Origin of the sequence: Curtobacterium sp. PhB128, from assembly GCF_004340725.1 — a bacterium.
Classification (GTDB): Bacteria; Actinomycetota; Actinomycetes; order Actinomycetales; family Microbacteriaceae; genus Curtobacterium.
Genome location: NZ_SLUR01000005.1, coordinates 314,837 through 330,429, shown reverse-complemented (window position 1 = coordinate 330,429; position 15,593 = coordinate 314,837). Strand labels below are relative to the sequence as shown.

Sequence of the window (15,593 nt, the reverse complement as noted above, 5' to 3'; positions counted from 1 at the left end):
GCAGCCCAGAACCGTCGCTTGTCCTCACGCGTGTGCCAACGACCCACACCAACACCTCACCACTCAAGGTGTTGCAACCACCCCTTGAACCCAAGCGCGGGCGTCTGTCGCTTTCGCGAGACGGACGGCAGACCGTGGCGGGATCGTGTCGCTCTGACGGGGTCGACGCGACCAGGGGCGGACGGGAGGCGCGGGGCGGGCCCGCCACGGGCCTCCCGTCCGCACCGCGGCGCGACCACGGCACGGCGTGACGTCACGTGTCGGGTACCGTACAACGCATGCCGGACAGCGCATCGCGCGACCTCCAGCGGACGGGAGTCCGCGCCGTCGTCCGGCGCACCTACCACTCGGTCATCCGGCACCGCGTCGTCGACGCGGCCGCGTCACTGACGTTCTTCGCGCTGCTGACCGTGTTCCCCACCGCGCTGACCGTGGTCTCCGCACTGTCGATCGTCGACCGCAAGGGCGACAGCCTGGCCGACATCATCGGTGTGCTCGGGTTCATCCTGCGCCCGGAGACGGCGCAGCACCTCGAGACCCCGCTGCGCCAGCTGCTGACCCTCGACAACCCGTGGCTCGGGTTCGCGACCGGCGTCGTGCTGACACTGTGGTCGCTGTCCGGGTACGCGACGGCGTTCGGGCGGGCGATGAACACCTCGTACGAGGTCGAGGAGGGGCGGCGGATCTGGAAGTTCCGCAGCATGATGCTCCTCGTGACCCTGCTCGTGATGGCGGGCGGGGCGATCGCGATCGTGATCCTGCTCGGCACCCCGACGATCTCGGCGGCGATCGTCGCGTCGTTCGGCTGGGCGCCGTGGATCGACGACGTGTGGAACGTCGTGAAGTGGCCCGTGCTCGCCGCCGACCTCGTCGTGATGGTCGCGGTCCTGTACTACGCAACCCCGAACGTGAAGACGCCGCAGTTGCGGTGGGTGTCCGCCGGTGCCGCGTTCGCCATCGTCACCTGGGCGCTCGCGACCCTCGGCTTCGCCGTCTACGTCGAGACGATCGGCGGCGGGAACCGTGCGTACGGGTGGCTCGGCGGCGGGATCCTGCTGCTCGTCTACCTGTACATCTCGAACTTCGTGCTCGTGGTCGGCGGTGAGCTCGACTCCGAGGTGATCCGGATGCGGCAGCTCCTGGCCGGCATCGAGGCCGACGAGTCGATCCGGTTGCCGCTGCGCGACGTCACGCGCAACTTCACGCTCGCCCGCTGGCGGGACGCCGACATCGCCGCCGCGCGGAACGTCCGGACCACCGCGGCCCAGGTCGCCGCCGACGAGGACGCCGAGCCGACCCCAGAGCAGGAACACCTGCGCGACGTGGCCCAGCAGGTGCGCGTCGGCGAGGCGCCGATGCCCTGAGGAGGGGTCGCGCTTGCGCTTCGTTCGTTGCGCTTCGTGCGCCTGCGCTTCCAGCTCGTCAGCGCTCGCGCGCCGCTCGGTCCAGCATCTCCTCGGTGACCACCGGGATCGCACCGGTCGCGAGCTCGATGCCGGACAGCCGCGCCGGGCTCAGCACGCGCTGCACCTGGTCCTCGTCCATCAGGCCGGCGGCCACGACGAGCGTCGAGATCGGCGTCGACGTGGTCAGTGCCGTGTGCGCGATCGACGCCGCAGCCGCGTAGCCGATGTACGGGGTCAGGGCCGTGACCACGCCGACGTTCGTGTCGACCTGCGCAGCGAGCTTCGCCTCGTTCGCCTCGATGCCCGTCACGCAGTGCTCGCGCAACGTCGCACAGCCCCGTGACATCCACTGCAGCGACTGCAGGATCGAGTGCGCGATGATCGGCTCGAACGCGTTGAGCTGGAGCTGACCGCCCTCGGCCGCCATCGTCACGGTGGTGTCGGCGCCGACCACGGCGAACGCGATCTGGTTCACGACCTCGGGGATCACCGGGTTCACCTTGCCCGGCATGATCGACGAGCCCGCCTGGCGCGCCGGCAGGGTGATCTCGCCGAGTCCCGCCTGCGGCCCGGACGCGAGCAGCCGCAGGTCGTTGCAGATCTTCGAGAGCTTCGCGGCACTGCGCTTCACCGTGCCGGACAGCGTCATGAAGGCGCCGGCGTCACTCGTCGCCTCGATCAGGTCCGGTGCCGTCACGACGTCGATGCCGCTGGCGTCCTGCAGCTGCCGGCGGACCTCGTCGCGGTAGAGCGGGTCCGCGGTGATCCCGGTGCCGATCGCCGTCGCACCGAGGTTCATCTCGGCCAGCAGCGGCAGGACCTTGCGGAGCAGGTCGGCGTCCTCCTGGATCGTGTGCGAGAAGCCGGTGAACTCCTGCCCGAGGGTCATCGGCACGGCGTCCTGCAGCTGCGTCCGACCGACCTTGAGGACGTCGGCGAAGGCGTTCCCCCGCTCGGCGAACGCCGCGGACAGCTGCTCGAGCTGCTCGATGAGCCGCCGGGCGGAGAAGATCATCGCGATCTTGATGCTCGTCGGGTACGTGTCGTTCGTCGACTGGCTGCGGTTCACGTGGTCGATCGGGTGCAGGTACCCGTAGTCGCCCCGCTCGTGGCCGAGCAGCTCGAGTGCCCGGTTCGCCAGGACCTCGTTCGTGTTCATGTTCGTGCTCGTGCCGGCGCCGCCCTGCACGATGTCGACGACGAACTGCTCACGCAGGGCGCCGTCCCGCACCTCCTGCGCAGCACGGTCGATGGCGTCGGCACGCTCGTCGTCGAGGACCCCGATCGCCCGGTTCGCCCGCGCTGCCGCCTGCTTGACGGTGGCGAGCGCCTCGATGAGGTCCGGGTACACCGAGATCGGCACCGACGTGATCGGGAAGTTCTCCAGTGCCCGCAGGGTGTTGATGCCCCAGTAGGCGTCGATCGGGACCTCGCGCGACCCCAGCGAGTCGCTCTCGGTACGGGTCTGCGCCCCGGTGGGGGCCTGTGCTGCTTCGTTGCCGGTCACACGTCGAGGCTAGCCCAGTCCGTCCGGCCGGTCCGGGAGCCGGGCGGGAGCGCGCACATGGTGAGCAGGAATGGTCGGGTCGCCGGAACGCACTCGACCATTCCTGCTCACGAAGCGCGCGTCGCGTCAGCGCCGCCCACACCCAGCCGGACGGGAGGCACGGTGCCAGGCCGCCACGGGCCTCCCGTCCGGTGGGCGCGAGCGATCGCGTGCCCGTGGATGGTGAGCAGGAATGGTCGGGTCGCCGGAGGGCACTCGACCATTTCTGCTCACGAAGCGCGCGTCGCGCGCGCCCCGCGTCAGTGGAACTGGGGGACGATGAGGTAGATGCCGTACAGCACGACGGCGCCGCAGACCGCGTAGCAGAGGATCGCGAGCGCACGGAAGGCACGCACCGCGGTCGTCGCTCCGGCGGGGTTCGGGAACCCGGCGGTCGCCGGACCGATCGTGCCGTCGTCCTTCACGGTGAACTTGCCCGCGCGGGTGTCCGCGGCGCTCCAGAACCGGAGACCGACGGAGTACACGGCGACGACGAAGCACGACGAGACCACGGCGACGAGCGCCACGGTGACGAACGCGAACCAGTCGATTCCCATCAGCGACGGCCTCCCTTGCGTGCGGCCATGCGGCGGAGCGTGCGCTCGCGGCTCAGCGCTGCGCGGCGGTCCGCGACGGCGTCGGCGCGCTTCTTGCGCTGCAGATCGCGCAGTTCCTTGCGGGTGTACACGGCGTTCGCGGCGACGTCGACCTCGATGGCCGAGGCGCCTTCGTGCGGCTTCCGGAGCGACCACAGGTACAGGCCGAGGATCACGGCGGCGCCGACGATGGCATCGATGACGAGCCCCATGACGCCCAAGCGCGCGATGCCCGAGGCCACCGCGCCCACGGCTGCAGCGGCGGGCAGCGTGATGAACCAGGCGATGACGATCTTGCCGGCGGTGGACCACTGGATCTTCGAGCCGCGGCGGCCGAGCCCGGCACCGATGATCGAGCCGGAGGACACCTGCGTGGTCGAGAGCGCGAAGCCGAGGTGGCTGGACGCCAGGATCGTCGCGGCGGTCGAGGCCTCGGCGGCGAAGCCCTGGGTGGCCCGGATCTCGGTGATGCCGGACCCGAGCGTGCGGATGATGCGCCACCCGCCCGTGTAGGTGCCGAGCGCGATCGCCAGGGCACAGGCGACGACGACCCAGAACTGCACGCCCTGGTTCGACGACTGCGCCCCCGAGGCGATCAGCGTCAGCGTGATGACACCCATCGTCTTCTGGGCGTCGTTCGTGCCGTGGGCGAGCGACACCATCGACGAGGTGAAGATCTGCCCGACACGGAAGCCGCCGCGCTCGTTCGGGAACACCGGGCGCTTCGTGATCCGGTACGCGATGCGCGTCGACAGGAACGACACGAGCGACGCGATCACCGGGGACGCGAAGGCCGGGATGATGACGACCGTCAGCAGCGCGACGTAGTTGACGGACTGGAACCCGGCGCCGACGATCGCGGCTCCGATCAGTCCGCCGAACAGCGCGTGCGACGACGACGAGGGCAGCCCGCGGAGCCACGTGATCATGTTCCACACGACCGCTCCGATGAGCCCCGCGAAGATCATCTCCGGTGAGATCGCGACGCCGCCCGGGCCCTCGTTGATGAGGCCGTGCGAGATCGAGGTCGCCACCGCGGTGCTGAGGAACGCACCGACGAGATTGAGCACCGCGGCGACCGTGACCGCGACCTTGGGCTTCATGGCCCCGGTCGCGATCGGAGTCGCCATCGCGTTGGCGGTGTCGTGAAAACCGTTTGTGAAGTCGAAGAAGAGGGCCAACGCGATGACCAGGACGACTATGAGTGTGATGTCCACCGCGGGCCAGTGTTCCCCATCGACGGCCTCCGGAGCAAACCTGATCGGCAACCTGCTGTTCACCGGAGCTTCAGACTCGTTCAGATTCGGAACCATGCCGATGCGAGAATGAGTCCCATGGACACCGTCGAGCTCCTCATCCTGTTGGTCGGATCGCTCGCGGTGACCGGGTTCGCACGGGCGAAGGGGCTCCCCGCTCCCCTGCTCGTGACGGCGGTCGCGCTCGCAGCGTCGTTCCTGCCGGGGCTCCCCGCGATGGAGATCGACTCCGAGGTGATCCTGACGGTGATCCTGCCGCCGCTGCTCTACTCGGCGGCGCTCGACGTGTCGTGGCAGAGCTTCCGGACGTCGATCAAGCAGATCCGGCGTCTCGGCATCTTCCTGGTCATCGTGACGGCCCTCGTGGTCGGCGCGGTGGCGTACTTCCTGATCCCGGACATGACCCTGCCCGCGGCGATCCTGCTCGGTGCGATCGTCGCCCCGCCGGACGCGGTGTCCGCCGCCGCGATCGGTCGCAAGCTCGGGCTCCCGCGCCGGGTGATGACGGTGCTGTCCGGCGAGAGCCTGATCAACGACGCCGCGTCCCTGACCCTGGTGCGCGTGTTCACCTTGATCATCGCGGGGACGTCGCTCACCATCTGGCAGGACCTCGGCATCTTCGGCCTGGCGATCGGCGTCGGCCTGGCCGTCGGCATCGTGCTCGGCGTCGTCGTGCACTGGATCCGGATGCGGCTCAACGACCCCGTGGTCGAGACGATCATGAGCATCCTGCTGCCCTTCGTCGCGTACATCCTGGCCGAGGACCTCTCCGGCTCCGGCGTCATCGCGGTCGTCACGGCCGGCCTGTACATCGGCTACAACTCGCCGAAGGAGGGCTACGCCACCCGCCTGCAGGAGCGCCCGCTGTGGACCAGCATCGACGTCATCCTCGAGGGTTTCGTCTTCGCCCTGATCGGCCTGCAGCTCAACACCGTGGTGCAGGACCTGGTCGAGAGCGAACGGAGTCTCGGCCAGACACTCACCGCCGCGGCCGTGGTGCTCGGCGTCGTGATCCTGGTGCGGCCCCTCTTCATCTTCGAGTCGTACGTGCGCAACCGGTTCAACGGGCGATGGCTCCGTCCGCTGCGCATCAAGCTCTCCCGGGGCCACCCGTCACTGCGGTGGATGCGCGGGACGGCCGAGCCGAAGCTCAACTGGCGCGAGCTCACCGTCATCTCGTGGACCGGCATGCGCGGCGTGGTGACCCTCGCCGCCGCGGTGTCCGTGGTCGCGAGCCCGACGCAGATCCCCGCACAGGACACGATCTTCATCATCGCGTTCTTCGTCACCGTCGGCACGCTGCTGCTGCAGGGCCTGACCCTGCCCTTCGTCATCCGTGCACTCAAGGTGCAGGACCCGGCCGAGGGCGAAGAGGACGTCCGGAGTGAGATGCGACTGAACCAGCGCACGACCGAGGCCGCCATCGAGCTGCTCGAGAAGCGACGTCCGGACTGGTCGAAGCAGTACGGCGCCGTCGCCGTCGACTCCGTGGTGAACCGGCTGAAGGCACGGCTCGAGCGGCAGGTCGAGACGTTCCGGCAGGACGCCCTCGAGGAAGAGGTCGAGGAGCGCAACGCCCCGATGCGCCTGCGTGGCTCGCAGATCCAGGACATCCGGCGCGAGCTGCTCGACCGACGACGCGAGATCGTGCTCGAGGAGCGCGAGAAGGGCAACCTCGACGAAGAGGTCATGCGCCGCGTGCTCGTGACCCTCGACGCCGAAGAACTCGCGATGGACTCGGCGCAGGCGTCACGCAGCCGCTCCTGAGGGCCTCGGCGTATCCTGGCGCTCCGTCCGAGAACAGGAGCACAGCGCCGAGTGAGCACGCCGCGGAACGACGTCAACAGGAACGACGACACCCCGGACCGTCCCGGAGGGTCCCGGCCGACGTCGGCGCCGAAGCCACGCAGCACCCGGCCCTCGGCCCGCGGGACCAAGCCCCGTCGCGGCGCGAAGGTCGCCGGTTCCACCCGACCGGCTCCGCGCCGACAGGCACCCGTGCCGGCACCGCAGCAGCACGGTGCGTACCGCCGCTGGTACTCGACGTTGCACCCGTCGCTCCAGCTCATCGGCCTGCAGCTCTGGATGCCGCTGTTCTTCATCGTCGGCTTCTGCCTCTGCTACGTCTTCGCGTTCCACGCACCGCACCCGCACGACGTCCCGATCGCCCTGGTCGGCAGTGACCCGACACTCGTCGCTGCGGTGCAGAAGGCCTTGCCGGGCGAGTTCGTGTTCCACACCTACGACTCCCTGGCCGCAGCGAAGCGTGACGTCATCGCCGGCTCGATGGCGGTCGCCTACGACCCCGCGACGAACGAGTTCTTCAAGGCGAGCGCCCACCAGTTCCAGGTCGCGAGCCTCGTACCGGCGACGCTGAGCGCGGTCCTGACCGGGATCGGGGTCGCGACCCCGAAGACCACCGAGCTCGCTCCCCTGCCCGCGTGGGACGAGTACGGCACCGTCCCGATGTACGTCATGCTCGCCTGGTGCATCGGCGGCTACATGGTCGCGATGTTCATCGGGATCATGGGTGGCCCGCTCCGGCACCGCACCCGCATGACCGTCATCGTCGTCGGCGGCCTCGTCATCTCCCTCATCACGAACACGCTCGCCGGTCCGGTCGTCGGCGCCATCCACGGCCACTGGATCCAGCTCGTGCTCATCGCGTGGGGGTGGATCGTCGCGATCGGTCTCGCCGTCAACGGGCTGAGCTACTTCGTCGGCCGGTTCATCGCCGCCCCCGCCATGATCTGCTTCGTGTTCCTGTCGATGCCGTCGTCCGGCGGGGCGTACCCGAAGTGGTTCATGCCGGAGCCGTTCGCCTGGCTCAACAACGTCGTGGTCGGGTCGAGCATGGTCGACATGATCAAGCACCAGATCTACGGCGTCGGCCCCGGCCCTGCCCGCGGCCTGATCACGATGGGCTGCTACGCCGCGGTCGGCCTCGTGCTCATGTACTTCGGCAAGAAGTGGTGGGAGCGCCGACGCATCCGCGCCATCGTCACGGGGCGGACGACGATGTTCCAGGACGCCAACACCGCGAACCGTGAGTTCCTCGGCAAGGAACGCGACGCCGAGCTCGAGCGCCACGGCCTCGAGTCCACCGAGACGGGCACCCTGAGCGTCCTGAGCGACGACGACTGGGAGGACGCCCGCGTCGGCGGCGACGTCTTCACGGGCGGCCGTGACGGCCTCGAGACCGAGACCACCCCCACCGGCCGCATCCCCGTGCAGCGGACCGGGGACCGCACGGGAGGCGCGGGGACCGGACCGCGCACCCGTCCCGTCCCACGCACCGGGGGCTCCAGGGCGCCGGCTCGGTCCGACACGTCGGCCCGCGTCGACGCCGGGGACGAGCCCCCGCACGGCCGGCACGCGGACCGGTAGCTCGTTCCTGACGATCGCGCCGCTCGCGCAGACCGACTGCGTGCGCATGTTCCGACGATGCACCAGTCGAACGACGCGCACTCTGTCGCATGATGCACATGCATCGACTGCGTGCGCATGTTCCGACGGTGCACCAGTCGAACAACGCGCACTCTGTCGCATGATGCACGTGCATCGTCCGTGCCGGCACGCGGACCGGTGAGGCGTCGGCGGCGCGTATCCTGGGAGGCATGAACCCCCGCATCACCTGGCACCGCGTCCTCGTCACCGTCGTCGTCGTGCTCCTCGTGCTGACGGTCGGCTTCTACGTCGCGAGCATCGTGCTCGCTCCCGCCGACGGCCGGAACACCGCCGGGCTCTTCGTCGGCTGGGCGATGTTCGCCATGGTCGGCGCGATCGTGTTCGGGATCATCGACTTCTTCGTCCGGCCCCTCGGTGGTCGCAGCGGGGACGCCGAGGTCATCGCCGCCGCCGAGGAAGCACGCACCGGCAGCACCCGCACCCAGCAGACCCGCTGATCCGCTGATCCGCAGACCCGCTGATCCGCTCTACGCGGGGGTCTCGACACCCGTCCCGGTGAAGCCCGCGACCGTCGCGTCGTCGTCGGCGAACGTGAAGCGTGCACGCACCGCACCCCCACGGAGCACCGCCGGTAGCCAGTACTTCGCGTCGTCCCACATCGCCTCGTAGGGGACGTCGGCGACCGGGATCCACCGCGGCTCGAGCTCGTCGGAGCCCGACGGGCTGCCCTGCCAGCGGCGGCACACGAAGACGTCCGAGACCTGGGACCAGGACGGCCGGTACGGGAACCGGTAGTCCAACGTGCCACGGGCCTCCAGGTCGACCGTCTCGAGACGCAGGCCGACCTCTTCGCGCACCTCGCGCACGGCGGTCTCGACCGCCGTCTCACCGGGCTCCCGCTTGCCGCCCGGGCCGACCAGCCGGCCGGTGCCGAGGCCGCGGCGCTTCTCCCCGAGCAGGACCTCGGGCCCGCTCGCGCCGTCGCGCAGCAGGTAGACGACGACCACTCGGGGGTGTTGGGACTTGCTCTCGTCGCGCGGGGTCACCCGTCCAGTCTGGCCGAAGATGTGTCGTACGCTCTTCCCATGGCAGGCGTGCTGCGGGGGCACCATGGCTGAGCCCCGCAGGACCGGGCGCAGCCTCGAAGTGCTGCGCGCCGAGGCGGCGGAGGAGATCTCGATGCTCGTCGAGCACCGGAGCCGTCAGGGCGAGGACCCGTGGGAGTTCATGCCGACGCTCCCCACGGTGGACGAGCAGGTCGTGCTCATCCTCCGGGCCGACGCGGTCGACCTCGACGCCGCGATCGGCAAGCGGCACGCCCAGTGGTCGATGCACCCCGCGTCCGGCCAGGGCACCGCGCTCGGCGAGGAGTACCACCGGTTGCGCCGGATCGCGCTGCAGCACCCCGAGCTCACCCAGGCGGTGTGGAAGCTCATGGGAGCCCTGCCCGACGCGAGCTGACGCGCACGTACAAAGCGCGTCTACGCACGAAGCGCGCCCACGCACAACGTGCGCGGACGCGCGTGCGGTTGGATGGGCGCATGACCGAAACCGTGCTCGCGATCCTCAACCAGCCCTCCCGCGACGCCGCGCCGCACGACCCCGCAGCGGACGCCTTCACCTGGGCGAAGCCGCTCGAGGAGCACCTGCAGGTGCAGGACCTCGGCGTCACCCGGGGCGACGGCGTGTTCGAGACGATCACGGTGGTCGACGGTCGTCCGCAGGCCCTCGAGGCGCACCTCGACCGGTTCGGCCGCTCCGCCGCGATGCTCGACCTGCCCGCGCCGGACCCCGACGCCTGGCGGCAGGCGATCGAGGCCGTCTGCGCCCGGCTCGACCCGGTCCGCGAGGCCTTCGCGAAGACCGTCCTGACCCGTGGCGTCGAGGGCACCGACCGACCCACCGGCTGGGTCTACGCCGCACCGTCCGTCGACTCGACCGCCGCGCGCACCGAGGGCATCTCCGTCGTCGTGCTGGACCGCGGCTACCGACACGACGTCGAGCGCACCTCGCCGTGGCTGCTGCAGGGCGCGAAGACCCTGTCGTACGCGGTCAACATGGCCGCCCTGCGCGAGGCCGCCCGGCGCGGTGCCGACGACGCCCTGTTCGTGTCGAGCGACGGCTACGTGCTCGAGGGCACGCGCGCGAACCTGATCCTGAAGGTCGGCGACCGGCTCGTCACGCCGCGCACCGACATCGGGATCCTGGCCGGCACGACGCAGGCCGACGTCTTCCGCTTCGCCGAGCAGGAGGGCATCGAGACCGCCTACGAACTCGTCACGCTCGCCGACCTGCAGGCCGCCGACGCACTCTGGCTCGTGTCGAGCGTCCGGCAGGCGGCGCCGATCCGCTCCGTGAACGGCGACGCCCGTGCGGTCAACGCGGACCTGACGGACCGCATCAACGAGTTCCTGCTGGCGCGCGAGGTCTGAGCCGGCCAGGTCCGCCGGCCGTCACCGCCCAGCGCCCCCGGCGCCACGGACGGGAGGCCCGGATCGCGACGTGCGGGCACGTCGCGATCCGGGCCTCCCGGCTCTCCCCCGCTACCAGCGCGGGGTGGTGACGCCCTCGCCGTTCGCCCACTCGAAGACCTGCCGGCCGTCGATCCAGACGCGCGTCGCGCGACTGGTCGCGTCGAGGGGGTCGCCGTCCCAGAGCACGAGGTCGGCGTCGTGGCCCACGGCCAGCCGACCGACACGGTCACCGAAGCCCAGGAACTCGGCCGGGTTGACGGTGAGCGCCTCGAGCGCGGTCTGGGCGGGCAGGCCCTCCTTCACCGCGGCGGTGGCCTGGTCGACGAGCATGCCGATCGGCACGACGGGGGCGTCGGTGGTGATCGCGACCCGGACGCCGGCGGCGGCGATGGTGGCGAGGTTCGGGATGCCGCGGTCACGGAGCTCCACCTTCGAGCGGCTCGTGAACAGCGGGCCGTAGATGACCGGGATGTCCTTCTCGGCGAGCAGGCTGGCGATCTTGTGCGCCTCGGTGCCGTGGTTCACGACGAGTCGGTACCCGAACTCCTCGGACAGCCGGATGGCGGTCGCGATGTCGTCGTGGCGGTGGGTGTGCTGGTCCCAGACGAGTTCGCCGTCGAGGACCCGGACGAGCGCCTCCTTCGTCAGGTCACGCGCGAACGGCTCACCCTTCGCGGCGGCGGCGTCACGGGCGGCACGGTAGTTCTGGGCCTCGACGAAGGCGTCACGGATGATCTTCGCGACGCCCAGGCGCGTCGACGGCGTCTGGCCCTTGCCGCCGTACACCCGCTTCGGGTTCTCGCCGAGCGCGCTCTTGATGCTCACCGAGTCCGAGATCAGCTGTTCGTCGACGGTGCGCCCGCCCCAGGTCTTGATGGCGACGGTCTGGCCGCCGATCGGGTTGCCGGACCCCGGCTTCACGACGATGCTCGTGATGCCCCCGGCGAGCGCGTCGCGGAAGCCCTCGTCGTCGATGTCGATCGCGTCGATCGCACGGACCCCGGCCATGTTCGGGCCGGTCATCTCGTTCGTGTCGTTGCCGGCCTCGCCGTTCGCCTCCTCGTGGATGCCGACGTGGCCGTGCGACTCGACGAACCCGGGGACGAGCCACGCACCGGCGGCGTCCACGACGGTGATCCCCGGGGGCGGTGTGACGTCCGGGCCGATCGCGGTGATGCGGCCGTCCTCGACGACGACCGCGCCGCCGTCGAAGGCGGGGGCGGAGACGGGGACGACGTGGGCACCGGTGATCGCGAAGGAGTTGCTCATGCCACCAACGCTACGCGGACCGGCGAAATACGAATTCCTGGCGTCGGGCGTCCGGGGGTCCCTACGCTCCCGGCATGGTGCATCGGAACGAGACCCCGGACGTCCACGACGGCTCGACCGCGCTCGGGGGCCAAACCGCGCACGGCGGCGTGCTCGTGCACCGCGGATGGCCCGTGCACGGCAGCGCGGAGCGTCCGTGGCGCAGCGCCCGCCGGGGTTCCCGCGCCGACCGGATGACCACGTCCGTCCGCGTGTCGCTGCCGCCGCGGATCGCTCGTGCTCGGTGGGTGCCCGACGCCCGGACCGAGGCGCTGCTCGACCGCGCAGCCGCGGCGCTCCGGTCGCTCGACGTCCACCACGGTTCCCGGCTCGCGCCGCTCGGGTCGGTGATCGGTCGGACCGAGGCCGTCGCCTCGTCGCGGATCGAGGACGAGTCCGCGTCGCTCGACGACTGCGCCCGAGCCCTCGTGGGCATCCGCGCGAACCCGAGTGCGACCGTCGTCGTCCGCGCCGCCGGAGCGATCGAGGGGTTGGTCGCGGCAGCGGACACGGGCGTGATCACCGAGGCCGCGCTGCTCGAGGCGCACCGGCTGCTCATGCGCGACGACCCGGTCGACGGGCGGTACGCCGGGCGCTACCGCAGCGTCCAGAACTGGATCGGTGGCGGTGACACCCCGCGGCTGGCGACGTACGTCCCGCCGCCGCCGGAGCTCGTCGCGCCCCTCATGGCCGACCTGTTCGCGTTCCTGCACCGGACGGACCTGCACCCGATCGCCCAGGCCGCGATCGGGCACGCCCAGTTCGAGTCCATCCACCCGTTCACCGACGGCAACGGCCGGATCGGACGTGCGCTGATCAGCGCCGTGCTGCGACGCCGGGGCGTCACGACGACGGTGACCGCGCCGATCGCCACCGCGCTCGCAGCGGATCGGGGCCGGTACTTCCGGCACCTCGCGCGGTACCGCGACGGGGTCGTGGACGCCCTCGTGACAGACGTCGCGAGCGCCATCGGCACCGTGTGCGACGAGGCGACCGTGACCGCCCTGCTGCTCGACGAGCACGCGGCCGACCGGATGGCGGGTCCGTGTGCCACGAGAGCCCACGCCGTCGTCGGACGGGCGCTCTCCGACGACCCGGTCCTGACCGAGGCCCGACTGCAGGACCTCCTCGCCGGTGTCGACGACGGGCCGGTCGACGACGACCTGGCCGGCTCCGTGGCCGCAGACCTCGTGCGCGCCGGAGTGCTGCGTCCGGTCACCGAGCGGCGGCGTGACCGTGCCTGGGTCGCACCGGCTGTCGTGGACGAGCTCGAGGCCTTCGAGCAGCGGGTCCGCGCGGGGGTGGCGGGGCGGACGCGGTCCGACCGGTTCGGGGCGGCGGCGTGACGCCCGGCTCGCCACGGGGCCGTGCGCATAGGGTGGGACGGTGAGCACCGAGCACTCCCAGGCCACCCCGCCCACCGCCGCCAAGCGGCCCGTGACGCGGACCCACCACGGCATCGACTTCGTCGACGACTACGAGTGGCTGCGTGACAAGGAGTCGCCGGACACCCTCGCCTACCTCGAGGCCGAGAACGCCTACACCGATGCCGCCACCGACCACCTCGCCCCGCTGCGCGACCGCGTCTTCGCCGAGGTCAAGAACCGTGTGCAGGAGACCGACCTCTCGGTGCCGGTGCGCATGGGCGACTGGTGGTACTTCACCCGCACGGCCGAGGGCAGCCAGTACGGCGTGCACTGCCGTGCGCCGATCGCCGGTCCGGACGACTGGACCCCGCCTGCCGTCGTCGAGGGCGAGTCGACCCTCCCTGGCGAGCAGGTCGTCCTCGACGGCAACGCGCTGGCCGACGGCCACGAGTTCTTCTCCCTCGGCACCTACGACATCAGCGACGACGGCACCCGCCTCGTCTACGGCATCGACGTCGAGGGCGACGAGCGGTACACCCTGCACGTGCGCGACCTGGCCTCCGGCACCGACCTGGGCGACGCCATCCCGAACACCGGGGCGGGCGCGACCTTCGACCCGGCCGGCCGCTACGTCTTCTACCCGACGGTCGACGAGTCGTGGCGTCCGGACAAGATCTGGCGGCACGCCGTCGGCACGGCAGCGTCCGACGACGTCCTGGTCTTCGAGGAGCCCGACGACCGCTACTGGGTCGGCGTCGGCGTCACCCGGTCGTCGCAGTACATCGTCATCGAGCTCGGGTCGAAGATCACGTCCGAGGCCCTGGTGCTCGACGCCGCCGACCCGACCGGCGAGTTCCAGGTCGTGTGGCCGCGACGCGACGGCGTCGAGTACGAGATCGAGCACGCCATCGTCGGCGGCAGCGACCGGTTCCTGGTGCTGCACAACGACGGTGCCGAGAACTTCGAGCTCGTCGACGTCCCCGCCGACGACCCCACGTCCGAGCGCGACCGCCGGGTCGTCGTGGCGCACCACACCGAGCGCCGCATCGAGTCCGTCGACGCCTTCGCCGGGCACCTCGCGCTCGAGTACCGCTCCGAGGCGCTCCCCCGCATCGCGATCATCCCCATCGAGGGCGACGGGTACGGCGACGCGCACGAGGTCCCCTTCGACGAAGCGCTGTTCTCGGCCGGGCTCGGCGGCAACCCCGAGTGGGACCAGCCGACGCTCCGCATCGGGTTCACCTCGTTCGTCACCCCGTCCGAGGTCAGCGACCTGGACCTGGCGACCGGCCAGGTGACGGTCCTGAAGCGCCAGCCGGTGCTCGGCGGCTACGACCCCGCCGACTACGCGCAGGAGCGTGACTGGGCCACCGCGTCGGACGGCACCCGCGTGCCGATCTCGCTCGTCTGGCGCCGCGACGCCGTCGACGCGGACACCCCCTCGCCGCTCCACCTGTACGGCTACGGCTCGTACGAGCACTCGATCGACCCGGGCTTCAGCGTCATGCGCCTGTCGATGCTCGACCGCGGCGTCGTCTTCGCGGTCGCCCACGTGCGCGGTGGCGGCGAGATGGGCCGCCACTGGTACGAGAACGGCAGGACCCTGACGAAGAAGAACACGTTCACCGACTTCGTCGCGGTCGCCGACCACCTGATCGAGTCCGGCCGCACCACCGCGGACCGGCTCGTGGCCGAGGGCGGCAGCGCCGGCGGGCTCCTGATGGGTGCGGTGGCGAACATCGCACCGGACCGGTTCGCCGGGATCGTCGCCGCGGTGCCGTTCGTCGACGCACTCACGAGCATCCTCGACCCCGACCTGCCGCTGACCGTCATCGAGTGGGACGAGTGGGGCGACCCGCTGCACGACGCCGAGGTCTACCGCTACATGAGCGAGTACACCCCGTACGAGAACGTCCGCGACGACGTGCAGTACCCGCGGATCCTCGCCGTGACGTCGATCAACGACACCCGTGTGCTCTACGTCGAGCCAGCGAAGTGGACCGCGAAGCTGCGTGAGGTCGGGGCGCCGGTGCTGCTGAAGACCGAGATGTCCGCGGGCCACGGTGGCGTGAGCGGTCGGTACGCCTCGTGGAAGGAGCGAGCGTTCGAGCTCGCTTGGCTGCTCGACGTGCTCGGGCTGGCCGACGAGGCGCCCGCCGCCTGATGACTTGGTGAGCAGAAATGGTCGGGTTGCCCTCAGGCACCCGACCATTTCTGCTCACGAAGCGAGCG

13 protein-coding genes are annotated in these 15,593 nt (G+C 70.8%); 8 read left to right on the top strand and 5 right to left on the bottom strand.

Translation table 11 applies throughout. The annotated features are described in order from the left end of the window. Window positions 1-278 precede the first annotated feature (278 nt). A complete protein-coding gene (locus EDF23_RS11350; protein WP_123293934.1) occupies window positions 279-1,364 on the top strand; it encodes a YihY/virulence factor BrkB family protein in 1,086 nt (361 codons plus the stop codon). A gap of 58 nt (window positions 1,365-1,422) precedes the next feature. Here EDF23_RS11350 and EDF23_RS11345 read toward each other — a convergent pair whose 3' ends face one another. The 3 genes from EDF23_RS11345 to EDF23_RS11335 all read right to left on the bottom strand — a co-directional run bounded on the left by EDF23_RS11345 (window position 1,423) and on the right by EDF23_RS11335 (window position 4,765). Beyond that, complete coding sequence (locus EDF23_RS11345; protein ID WP_123341055.1) at window positions 1,423-2,913, bottom strand: aspartate ammonia-lyase; 1,491 nt, start codon at window positions 2,911-2,913, stop codon at window positions 1,423-1,425. A gap of 299 nt (window positions 2,914-3,212) precedes the next feature. Beyond that, window positions 3,213-3,509 (bottom strand): hypothetical protein, encoded by a 297-nt coding sequence (locus EDF23_RS11340; protein ID WP_123293936.1) that lies wholly within the window; start codon window positions 3,507-3,509, stop codon window positions 3,213-3,215. Then, window positions 3,509-4,765 (bottom strand): inorganic phosphate transporter, encoded by a 1,257-nt coding sequence (locus EDF23_RS11335; RefSeq protein ID WP_123938824.1) that lies wholly within the window; start codon window positions 4,763-4,765, stop codon window positions 3,509-3,511. The genes EDF23_RS11340 and EDF23_RS11335 overlap by 1 nt, the downstream gene beginning before the upstream one ends. Window positions 4,766-4,882: 117 nt before the next feature. On the opposite strand from EDF23_RS11335, the gene EDF23_RS11330 reads away from it, so the two are divergent. The 3 genes from EDF23_RS11330 to EDF23_RS11320 all read left to right on the top strand — a co-directional run bounded on the left by EDF23_RS11330 (window position 4,883) and on the right by EDF23_RS11320 (window position 8,709). After that, window positions 4,883-6,571, top strand: a complete 1,689-nt coding sequence (locus tag EDF23_RS11330) for a sodium:proton antiporter (RefSeq protein ID WP_131878592.1) — start codon at window positions 4,883-4,885, stop codon at window positions 6,569-6,571. 51 nt (window positions 6,572-6,622) lie between these two features. Continuing rightward, window positions 6,623-8,191, top strand: a complete 1,569-nt coding sequence (locus tag EDF23_RS11325; RefSeq protein WP_132084015.1) for an ABC transporter permease — start codon at window positions 6,623-6,625, stop codon at window positions 8,189-8,191. A gap of 230 nt (window positions 8,192-8,421) precedes the next feature. Continuing rightward, entirely contained in the window at window positions 8,422-8,709 is a 288-nt protein-coding gene (locus EDF23_RS11320; RefSeq protein ID WP_111084562.1) for a hypothetical protein, read from the top strand. 30 nt (window positions 8,710-8,739) lie between these two features. On the opposite strand, the gene EDF23_RS11315 is transcribed toward EDF23_RS11320, so the two are convergent. Next, entirely contained in the window at window positions 8,740-9,258 is a 519-nt protein-coding gene (locus EDF23_RS11315) for an 8-oxo-dGTP diphosphatase (protein ID WP_159573127.1), read from the bottom strand. Window positions 9,259-9,322: 64 nt separating this feature from the next. Here EDF23_RS11315 and EDF23_RS11310 point away from each other — a divergent pair, with 64 nt between their 5' ends. Together EDF23_RS11310 and EDF23_RS11305 are read left to right on the top strand one after the other, a co-directional pair. After that, a complete protein-coding gene (locus EDF23_RS11310; RefSeq protein ID WP_131921691.1) occupies window positions 9,323-9,673 on the top strand; it encodes a tryptophan synthase subunit alpha in 351 nt (116 codons plus the stop codon). Window positions 9,674-9,753: 80 nt separating this feature from the next. Beyond that, a complete protein-coding gene (locus tag EDF23_RS11305) occupies window positions 9,754-10,644 on the top strand; it encodes an aminodeoxychorismate lyase (protein ID WP_131921690.1) in 891 nt (296 codons plus the stop codon). A gap of 111 nt (window positions 10,645-10,755) precedes the next feature. On the opposite strand, the gene EDF23_RS11300 is transcribed toward EDF23_RS11305, so the two are convergent. Next, on the bottom strand, window positions 10,756-11,955 hold the full coding sequence (locus EDF23_RS11300) for an amidohydrolase (protein ID WP_131921689.1): 1,200 nt from the start codon (window positions 11,953-11,955) through the stop codon (window positions 10,756-10,758). A 74-nt stretch (window positions 11,956-12,029) separates the two neighbouring features. Here EDF23_RS11300 and EDF23_RS11295 point away from each other — a divergent pair, with 74 nt between their 5' ends. Continuing rightward, complete coding sequence (locus EDF23_RS11295) at window positions 12,030-13,340, top strand: Fic family protein (RefSeq protein WP_131921688.1); 1,311 nt, start codon at window positions 12,030-12,032, stop codon at window positions 13,338-13,340. 40 nt (window positions 13,341-13,380) lie between these two features. Then, window positions 13,381-15,525, top strand: a complete 2,145-nt coding sequence (locus EDF23_RS11290) for a S9 family peptidase (protein WP_131921687.1) — start codon at window positions 13,381-13,383, stop codon at window positions 15,523-15,525. The last annotated feature ends 68 nt before the right edge of the window (window positions 15,526-15,593 follow it).

What these genes read in the sequence shown, in the direction of transcription:
- EDF23_RS11350 (WP_123293934.1), top strand. Translation starts at nt 279, where the DNA reads ATGCCGGACAGCGCATCGCGCGACCTCCAGCGGACGGGAGTCCGCGCC.
- EDF23_RS11340 (WP_123293936.1), bottom strand. Translation starts at nt 3,509, where the DNA reads ATGGGAATCGACTGGTTCGCGTTCGTCACCGTGGCGCTCGTCGCCGTG.
- EDF23_RS11330 (WP_131878592.1), top strand. Translation starts at nt 4,883, where the DNA reads ATGGACACCGTCGAGCTCCTCATCCTGTTGGTCGGATCGCTCGCGGTG.
- EDF23_RS11320 (WP_111084562.1), top strand. Translation starts at nt 8,422, where the DNA reads ATGAACCCCCGCATCACCTGGCACCGCGTCCTCGTCACCGTCGTCGTC.
- EDF23_RS11310 (WP_131921691.1), top strand. Translation starts at nt 9,323, where the DNA reads ATGGCTGAGCCCCGCAGGACCGGGCGCAGCCTCGAAGTGCTGCGCGCC.
- EDF23_RS11305 (WP_131921690.1), top strand. Translation starts at nt 9,754, where the DNA reads ATGACCGAAACCGTGCTCGCGATCCTCAACCAGCCCTCCCGCGACGCC.
- EDF23_RS11300 (WP_131921689.1), bottom strand. Translation starts at nt 11,955, where the DNA reads ATGAGCAACTCCTTCGCGATCACCGGTGCCCACGTCGTCCCCGTCTCC.
- EDF23_RS11295 (WP_131921688.1), top strand. Translation starts at nt 12,030, where the DNA reads ATGGTGCATCGGAACGAGACCCCGGACGTCCACGACGGCTCGACCGCG.